Origin of the sequence: Escherichia sp. Lx600-2, assembly GCF_036662595.1 — a bacterium.
GTDB classification, from domain to species: domain Bacteria; phylum Pseudomonadota; class Gammaproteobacteria; order Enterobacterales; family Enterobacteriaceae; genus Escherichia; species Escherichia coli.
Genome location: NZ_JAYQWM010000260.1, coordinates 1 through 419, shown reverse-complemented (window position 1 = coordinate 419; position 419 = coordinate 1). Strand labels below are relative to the sequence as shown.

Annotated in this window: 1 tRNA gene and 1 rRNA gene; both read left to right on the top strand. The window is 47.5% G+C overall.

Annotated elements, in window-relative coordinates:
- Positions 1-57: ribosomal RNA gene (locus OQV04_RS24885) — 16S ribosomal RNA — on the top strand; the annotation flags it as partial.
- An 85-nt stretch (positions 58-142) separates the two neighbouring features.
- A tRNA-Glu gene (locus OQV04_RS24880) sits at positions 143-218 on the top strand.
- Positions 219-419 lie beyond the last annotated feature (201 nt).

Here is a 419-nt window from a genome sequence, read left to right as displayed (position 1 = left end):
GGGGTGAAGTCGTAACAAGGTAACCGTAGGGGAACCTGCGGTTGGATCACCTCCTTACCTTAAAGAAGCGTTCTTTGCAGTGCTCACACAGATTGTCTGATAGAAAGTGAAAAGCAAGGCGTCTTGCGAAGCAGACTGATACGTCCCCTTCGTCTAGAGGCCCAGGACACCGCCCTTTCACGGCGGTAACAGGGGTTCGAATCCCCTAGGGGACGCCACTTGCTGGTTTGTGAGTGAAAGTCGCCGACCTTAATATCTCAAAACTCATCTTCGGGTGATGTTTGAGATATTTGCTCTTTAAAAATCTGGATCAAGCTGAAAATTGAAACACTGAACAACGAAAGTTGTTCGTGAGTCTCTCAAATTTTCGCAACACGATGATGAGTCGCAAGAAACATCTTCGGGTTGTGAGGTTAAGC